A 7,671-nucleotide genomic window follows, 5' to 3' on the forward strand; every position below is an offset into this window, starting at 1 on the left:
TCTCTGAAAATATGGTATAATGAACTGATATTAAATGAGGGAAGGTACTCTTATATGAAAGGTATTATTCTGGCAGGTGGGTCTGGTACTCGCCTTTATCCACTAACTCGTGCAGCTTCCAAGCAGTTGATGCCAATTTATGACAAACCAATGATTTACTATCCCTTGTCAACACTTATGCTGGCAGGTATCAAGGATATTTTGATTATCTCAACACCTCAAGATTTGCCTCGTTTTAAAGATATGTTGGGCGATGGTTCGGAATTAGGGATCTCTCTGTCTTACGCTGAACAGCCAAGTCCAGACGGTTTGGCACAAGCCTTTATCATCGGTGAAGACTTTATCGGTGATGACAATGTAGCCTTGATTTTGGGTGATAACATCTATCACGGAAATGGTTTGACCAAGATGTTGCAACGTGCCGCAAGCAAAGAAAAAGGTGCGACAGTATTTGGTTATCAAGTTAAAGACCCAGAACGTTTTGGTGTGGTAGAATTTGACGCAGACATGAATGCCATTTCTATCGAAGAAAAACCAGAAGTGCCAAAATCAAACTTTGCAGTTACTGGTCTTTATTTCTATGACAATGATGTAGTAGAAATTGCTAAAAATATCAAGCCTTCACCTCGTGGTGAGCTGGAAATCACTGATGTTAACAAGGCTTACTTAGAGCGTGGCGATTTGTCTGTAGAGCTTATGGGCCGTGGCTTTGCCTGGTTGGATACTGGTACACATGAGAGTCTCTTGGAAGCAGCCCAGTACATCGAAACCGTTCAACGCTTGCAGAATGTTCAAGTAGCGAACTTGGAAGAAATTGCCTACCGCATGGGCTATATCACTAAAGAACAAGTGCATGAATTGGCACAGCCACTTAAGAAAAATGAATACGGACAGTACTTGCTCCGTTTGATTGGAGAAGCTTAATGACAGAAAATTTTTTCGGTAAAACACTAGTCGCTCGCCCAGTTGAAGCTATTCCAGGAATGTTAGAATTCGACATTCCTGTTCATGGTGACAACCGTGGCTGGTTTAAGGAAAATTTCCAGAAGGAAAAAATGTTGCCTCTCGGCTTCCCTGAAAGCTTCTTCGCAGAAGGGAAATTGCAGAATAATGTTTCTTTTTCCCGCAAAAATGTTCTTCGTGGTCTCCACGCAGAGCCTTGGGACAAGTACATTTCAGTAGCAGACGGCGGTAAGGTTTTGGGGACCTGGGTGGATCTTCGCGAAGGCGAAACCTTTGGTAATACCTATCAAACTGTTATTGATGCTTCAAAAGGTATTTTCGTTCCTCGTGGCGTAGCCAATGGTTTCCAAGTCTTGTCAGATTTCGTGGCCTACAGCTACTTGGTCAACGACTACTGGGCTTTGGAACTCAAGCCTAAGTATGCTTTTGTCAACTATGCTGACCCTAGCCTCGATATCCAGTGGGAAAATCTAGAAGAAGCAGAAGTTTCAGAAGCAGATAAAAATCACCCACTCCTCAAAGACGTCAAGCCTTTGAGAAAAGAGGACCTCTAATGTTTCAAGCCTTTTTGGAAATAGCAGAGCAGTTAAACAAGTTAGGAATCACTCCTTTGTTAATGGGCTCAGTTGGTTTGGAAAGGCGCACAGGGAGGGACTGGCAGGCAGGAGATTTAGATATTCACGTTCCAAGTGATCCACGTGGCTGGGAAGCCCCAGACGACGAACGGATTTATCGTGCAGATGAGCTGATTGCCATGATGAACCAACTAGGCTATGTCCTGGTTGACCGTCATGAACATGAATTCCATAAAGACGGCTTATCTGTTGAATTCGGAGGCCTACATTCACTGCCTGAATTTGCTGGTGTAGAGCTAGAAGATTTGGAAGAACTAGAAACAGCAGGTGTTCGCTATTACCTACCGACACTTGACCAATACCTGAAAATCTACCAAGCCTCTTCAAAAGATTCCTACCGAGCAGAAAATAACAATCAAAAAGACTTTGCTAAGATTGCTCACTTGAAAGAAATCTTGAAGTAAAGAAAGCGAGCATAGCGAGCCGCTCCGTGTGTCATCGTCGTAGTGAGAAGCTCCTTTGCTTTGCTAAGGAGCGGGGGAACTCATGAGACGGTTGGCTCATGGGTTAGTAATGAAACACATTGGTGGTTGCTTACGACCTCACTACTTAAGATGACACACAAAAAAGAAAAAACTTTTCGGAGAAGAAAATGTCTCAATTTAAAAATATTATCGTAACTGGTGGAGCTGGTTTCATCGGTTCAAACTTCGTACACTATGTGTATAACAACCATCCAGATGTTCACGTAACCGTTTTGGATAAACTCACTTATGCAGGAAACAAGGCTAATTTGGAAGCTATTCTTGGTGACCGTGTTGAGCTTGTTGTTGGTGATATCGCAGATGCTGAATTGGTTGACAAATTGGCTGCTAAAGCAGATGCCATTGTTCACTATGCGGCAGAAAGCCACAACGACAACTCTCTCAACGATCCAAGCCCATTTATCCATACCAACTTTATCGGTACCTATACTCTTCTTGAAGCGGCTCGTAAATACGATATTCGTTTCCACCATGTATCAACTGACGAAGTATATGGCGACCTTCCTTTGCGTGAAGATTTGCCAGGTCATGGTGAGGGTCCAGGTGAGAAATTCACTGCAGAAACCAACTACAACCCGTCATCACCATACTCATCAACCAAGGCTGCATCAGACTTGATTGTCAAAGCATGGGTGCGTTCATTTGGTGTCAAAGCAACGATCTCAAACTGTTCAAACAACTATGGTCCATACCAGCACATCGAGAAATTCATCCCACGCCAAATCACCAACATTTTGGCAGGTATCAAGCCAAAACTGTACGGTGAAGGTAAAAACGTCCGTGACTGGATTCATACCAACGACCACTCGACTGGTGTTTGGGCGATCTTGACAAAAGGCCGTATGGGTGAAACTTACCTGATCGGTGCTGACGGTGAGAAGAACAACAAGGAAGTTCTTGAATTGATCCTTGAGAAAATGGGTCAACCAAAAGACGCTTATGACCACGTGACTGACCGTGCAGGACACGATTTGCGCTATGCTATTGACGCAAGCAAACTTCGTGATGAGCTTGGCTGGACACCACAATTCACAGACTTCTCTAAAGGTTTGGAAGAAACAATCCAGTGGTATACAGACAACCAAGACTGGTGGAAGGCTGAAAAAGAAGCTGTTGAAGCCAACTATGCTAAGACACAGGAAGTTATTAAATAAGACTATTAAAGGCTAGGGCTCTTGCCCAAGCCTTTCTTGAAATAAGGAGCAAATATGATTTTAATTACAGGTGCAAATGGTCAGTTGGGTACAGAGTTGCGTTATCTCTTGGATGAGCGTGGTGTTGAGTACGTTGCCGCTGACGTAGCAGAAATGGACATCACGGATGCAGACAAGGTGGATGCCTTCTTTGCAGAAGTAAAACCAAGCGTTGTTTACCACTGCGCAGCCTACACAGCTGTTGATATGGCAGAAGATGAAGGCAAGGAACTCAACTACAAGATTAACGTAACAGGCTCTGAAAATGTTGCCAAGGCAGCCGCCAAATACGGTGCGACCCTTGTCTATATCTCAACTGACTATGTATTCAACGGTGAGTTGCCAGCCGGCCAAGAGTGGCAAGTAGATGACCAACCAGATCCTCAATCTGAATATGGTCGTACCAAGCGTCTTGGTGAAGAAGCGGTCGAGAAATTTGCAGACAAGTTCTACACAGTTCGTACTGCCTGGGTCTTTGGTAACTATGGCAAAAACTTTGTCTTTACTATGCAAAACCTTGCGGAAACTCGGGATACCTTGACAGTTGTTAACGACCAACACGGTCGCCCAACTTGGACCCGTACCCTTGCGGAATTTATGGTTCACTTGGTTGAAACTGGTCAAGAATTTGGCTATTATCATTTGTCAAACGATGCAGCAGAAGATACAACCTGGTTTGACTTTGCGACTGAAATCCTCAAGGATACCAACACCAAAGTATTGCCAGTGGATTCTAGCCAATTCCCAGCTAAGGCTAAGCGTCCTTTCAATTCAACTATGAATTTGGACAAGGCCAAGGCGACAGGCTTTGATATCCCAACTTGGCAAGAAGCCTTGGAAGCTTTTTATAAGCAGGGGAAATGTTAATTTTTCTTCATTCTACTGGTCAAAATTTTGTATAATAACTTTTCATCAAAAAAGAAATATGCTATAATTAAAATTGTATAATTATAGAAGGTGGGTGGTAGTTTTCTATACCAATATTGAACAGTATGCTTTGCAAATATATTTGCGAGTATACTAGAATACTCAAGAAACTTTTCGAGGTGAGAAGTTTCTTAGAAAAGGAGGAATTAGTGAAAAAGATAATTGTATTCCTTTCCCTGTGTACCGTAGTTCTAAGTAGTCAAGTTGTTCATGCTGATGCTGAAAATGTAACGCCTCAGAATGCTATTGCGGGAGTTGTAGCCAATTCTAGCGGACAGCCATCGGTCGAGCAAGAAAATAGTTATTCGGCTACTTTGGAGAATGTAACAGAGGAAAACGAATCAGGTTCAGCACAGCTTAACTCGACTAGCTCTACAGTTGTAAGTCCGTCATCTTCCATTGATTTACAAGTGGAGGAAGAGGTAAGGAGTATTTCAGAGGAAGCTGATAGTTCTAATAATGCTAGCACATCCAATCTTTCGGACCTATCCGTTGGCACTAGTACATCCAGTGTTTCTGATCAATCTACTGACACTAGCACGTCCAATCTTTCGGAAAGCTCTACTGATGAAATCAGTACGTCCAGTTTTACGGCGTCTTCTACTGAAGCTAGTATTCCAAATCCGTCCACTAGAGTAAGTACTAGATCTGTAATTTCTAGTGTAACTGAAACAAGTTCATCAACTTCATCGACACAGGTTGGAACCAGTTTACGTTCGATGCCAAGGACAACTAGTCTTTCAGGCAATCTTTCAGTTTCGAATGTCAATGCCCAATCAGGTAGCTTTGATGTCCATGTTACTAATGTATCGTCGCCTAAAGAGATTGTTAGTGTTGTCTTACCAACCTGGTCCCAATCCAGTGATTTGCGTTGGTATGAAGGAGTGCGTCAATCAGATGGCAGCTATAAGTTGACGGTGAATAAGAAGGATCATCAATATCGCACGGGTACCTATACTGTTCATTTATATTATAAGGACTCCAGCGGTGGTTTAACAGGAGTAGGTGGTACTACAACTCATCTATCGGAAGTGAAACCTACTGGTACGTTAACCATTGAGAATCGCAATGATGCTAAGGGTACCTTTGATGTTCGAGTGACCAATATTTCTTCACCGAAAGATATAGCTAGTGTTGTTCTACCAACCTGGTCCCAATCCAGTGATTTGCGTTGGTATGAAGGAGTGCGTCAATCAGATGGCAGCTATAAGTTGACGGTGAATAAGAAGGATCATCAATATCGCACGGGTACCTATACTGTTCATTTATATTATAAGGACTCCAGCGGTGGTTTAACAGGAGTAGGTGGTACTACAACTCATCTATCGGAAGTGAAACCTACTGGTACGTTAACCATTGAGAATCGCAATGATGCAAAGGGTACGTTTGATGTTCGAGTGACCAATATTTCTTCACCGAAAGATATAGCTAGTGTTGTGTTACCAACATGGTCTCACTCAAGTGATTTGCGTTGGTATGAAGGAGTACGTCAATCAGATGGAAGTTATAAGTTGACGGTGAATAAGAAAGATCATCAATATCGCACCGGTACCTATACCGTTCATTTGTATTATAAAGACTCCCAAGGCGGTTTGACAGGAGCAGGTGGTACTACAACTCATCTATCAGAAGTGAAACCAACTGGTACGTTAACCATTGAAAATCTCGATGATACCAAAGGTACCTTTGATGTTCGAGTGACCAATATTTCTTCACCGAAAGATATAGCTAGTGTTGTTCTACCAACTTGGTCCCAATCCAGTGATTTGCGTTGGTATGAAGGAGTGCGTCAATCAGATGGCAGTTATAAGTTGACGGTGAATAAGAAGGATCATCAATATCGCACGGGTACCTATACTGTTCATTTGTATTACAAGGACTCCCTAGGTGGCTTGACAGGAGTAGGTGGTACTACAACTCGTTTAGCAAATCCTTTGGTGCAACGTTCCTATACAGTTTACATTGATCCAGGTCACGGTGGTAGGGATTCGGGTGCTTCTTACGGGGGAATCCATGAGAAGAATTTAGCTATGTCTGTTTCAAATAAATTACGTGATAACCTTTTAGCACGTGGTATAAATGTATTGATGACTCGTACAGGCGATACAGATGTTGACTTCCGAACCGAACGTTCTCGTATGGCTAACGAAAGCAATGCGGACTTGTTTGTGAGTATACACTTTAATGCGACGGGTATTGGTGTACAATCGACAGTAAAAGGAATTGAGACCTACTGGTATCAGTATGATCCGGAATATCAGCCGAAAATCAATCAAGATAAACACAATGATCCAACACGCCTGGCTGAAAGCGAGCTCTTAGCTGTAAAAGTTCAATCGAACTTAATCAAGGAAACAGGTGCGACTGACCGAGGTGTCAGAAGAGAAACCTTTGCAGTACTGAGAGAAACGGCCATTCCAGCGATTTTAGTAGAACTTGGTTTTATGGATAATCCATCTGAACTGGCTGTCATTAAGGAAGAGAAGTACCATGTTAAACTTGCTAAGGCTTTGACGCAAGGAATTATGGATTGGTATGGTTCTGTTGGGGGAAAGTGATTAACTCTGAACAATCATTCCAAAAGGCATATTCTAATGAAGAAACGAGCCGACTGGTTTCTACCAAAGCTATTGCGGCTCAAATGAATGATGTTCAGAAGTCGTTCGTAGAAGCGTTGAAACCAGCTGTTGTTTCAGTATCTAAGAAGACAGGTATTGTACCAAGTGTTATTTTAGCGCAAGCTATTTTAGAAAGTGCCTGGGGAACCTCTAAACTAGCAAAAGAAGCCAATAATTTATTTGGGATAAAGGTTGGACAAAACTGGCACGGCGAAACTTTTGAGGTTGAAACACGAGAGGTGCGAAATGGTACTTCTGTAACCGAAAAAGCTAGTTTTAGATCCTATAAATCAGTAGCTGATAGTGTGACGGATTATGGTAATTTCTTCACGTCAACTCCGTGGAGAACAAAAAATTATCAGGAATTTCGAACAGCGACTAATTATGTAGATGCAGCAAATGCTCTACAAAAGTCTGGATATGCTACTGACCCTCAGTATAGTGAAAAAATAAAATCAGTTATTGAACGTTATGCACTAAATAAATTGGATATTTAATAGAGAAGCTCTCGCTAATAATGTGGCGAGAGTTTTTGGCTCTTTGTCAACTGTAGTGGGTAGACGAAAAGCTAACACCTAGAGAGGACGAAATTCGTTCTCTCATTTTTGATGTTTAAAGCAATATATATCTTGGTTTTAAAGTTCGTAAAGTTCCTAAAGCCGAACGCTTGCATCTTGATGTCTTTGATGAGTTTATTGGTCGCTTCCAGCTTAGCGTTGGAATATGGAAGCTCCATGGCGTTCGTGATGTACGTTTTATACTTTAGAAAAGTTTTAAAAACAGTTTTAAAGGCAGGATTGACAAAATCCAAATTGTCTTCCAGAAGCTCGAAGAAATATTTCGAGTTCAC

General features: G+C 42.1%; 8 protein-coding genes. 7 read left to right on the forward strand and 1 reads right to left on the reverse strand.

The features are described 5' to 3' along the window. Positions 1–54: 54 nt before the first annotated feature. From rfbA to C1G49_RS00290, 7 genes are all read left to right on the forward strand, one after another. The gene (gene rfbA / locus C1G49_RS00260; RefSeq protein WP_105124166.1) at positions 55–924 is read left to right on the forward strand and encodes a glucose-1-phosphate thymidylyltransferase RfbA; all 870 of its coding nucleotides are present in this window, start codon (positions 55–57) and stop codon (positions 922–924) included. Next, positions 924–1,517 (forward strand): dTDP-4-dehydrorhamnose 3,5-epimerase family protein, encoded by a 594-nt coding sequence (locus C1G49_RS00265; RefSeq protein WP_105124167.1) that lies wholly within the window; start codon positions 924–926, stop codon positions 1,515–1,517. Before rfbA ends, C1G49_RS00265 begins: the two co-directional genes overlap by 1 nt. Beyond that, positions 1,517–2,002, forward strand: coding sequence for a phosphoribosylanthranilate isomerase (locus C1G49_RS00270; protein WP_105124168.1), 486 nt, complete (start codon positions 1,517–1,519; stop codon positions 2,000–2,002). The genes C1G49_RS00265 and C1G49_RS00270 overlap by 1 nt, the downstream gene beginning before the upstream one ends. 188 nt (positions 2,003–2,190) lie before the next feature. Then, positions 2,191–3,237: a dTDP-glucose 4,6-dehydratase gene (gene rfbB / locus C1G49_RS00275; protein WP_044688980.1), complete on the forward strand. Its 1,047-nt coding sequence runs from the start codon at positions 2,191–2,193 to the stop codon at positions 3,235–3,237. Positions 3,238–3,291: 54 nt separating this feature from the next. Beyond that, positions 3,292–4,143, forward strand: coding sequence for a dTDP-4-dehydrorhamnose reductase (rfbD, locus tag C1G49_RS00280; RefSeq protein WP_105124169.1), 852 nt, complete (start codon positions 3,292–3,294; stop codon positions 4,141–4,143). Between the two features lie 209 nt (positions 4,144–4,352). Then, a complete protein-coding gene (locus tag C1G49_RS00285) occupies positions 4,353–6,761 on the forward strand; it encodes a GBS Bsp-like repeat-containing protein (protein ID WP_238595815.1) in 2,409 nt (802 codons plus the stop codon). Beyond that, positions 6,758–7,318, forward strand: a complete 561-nt coding sequence (locus C1G49_RS00290; RefSeq protein ID WP_238595816.1) for a glycoside hydrolase family 73 protein — start codon at positions 6,758–6,760, stop codon at positions 7,316–7,318. The genes C1G49_RS00285 and C1G49_RS00290 overlap by 4 nt, the downstream gene beginning before the upstream one ends. Before the next feature lie 71 nt (positions 7,319–7,389). Here the strand turns inward: C1G49_RS00290 and C1G49_RS00295 are convergent. Further along, a partial coding sequence (locus C1G49_RS00295) for a transposase (protein WP_161942058.1) occupies positions 7,390–7,671 on the reverse strand: 282 nt, incomplete at its 5' end.

This window comes from Streptococcus suis, assembly GCF_002960625.1.
In the GTDB taxonomy this organism is placed as follows: Bacteria; Bacillota; Bacilli; order Lactobacillales; family Streptococcaceae; genus Streptococcus; species Streptococcus suis_T.

What these genes read in the sequence shown, in the direction of transcription:
- C1G49_RS00270 (WP_105124168.1), top strand. Translation starts at nt 1,517, where the DNA reads ATGTTTCAAGCCTTTTTGGAAATAGCAGAGCAGTTAAACAAGTTAGGA.
- rfbB (WP_044688980.1), top strand. Translation starts at nt 2,191, where the DNA reads ATGTCTCAATTTAAAAATATTATCGTAACTGGTGGAGCTGGTTTCATC.
- C1G49_RS00265 (WP_105124167.1), top strand. Translation starts at nt 924, where the DNA reads ATGACAGAAAATTTTTTCGGTAAAACACTAGTCGCTCGCCCAGTTGAA.
- rfbD (WP_105124169.1), top strand. Translation starts at nt 3,292, where the DNA reads ATGATTTTAATTACAGGTGCAAATGGTCAGTTGGGTACAGAGTTGCGT.
- rfbA (WP_105124166.1), top strand. Translation starts at nt 55, where the DNA reads ATGAAAGGTATTATTCTGGCAGGTGGGTCTGGTACTCGCCTTTATCCA.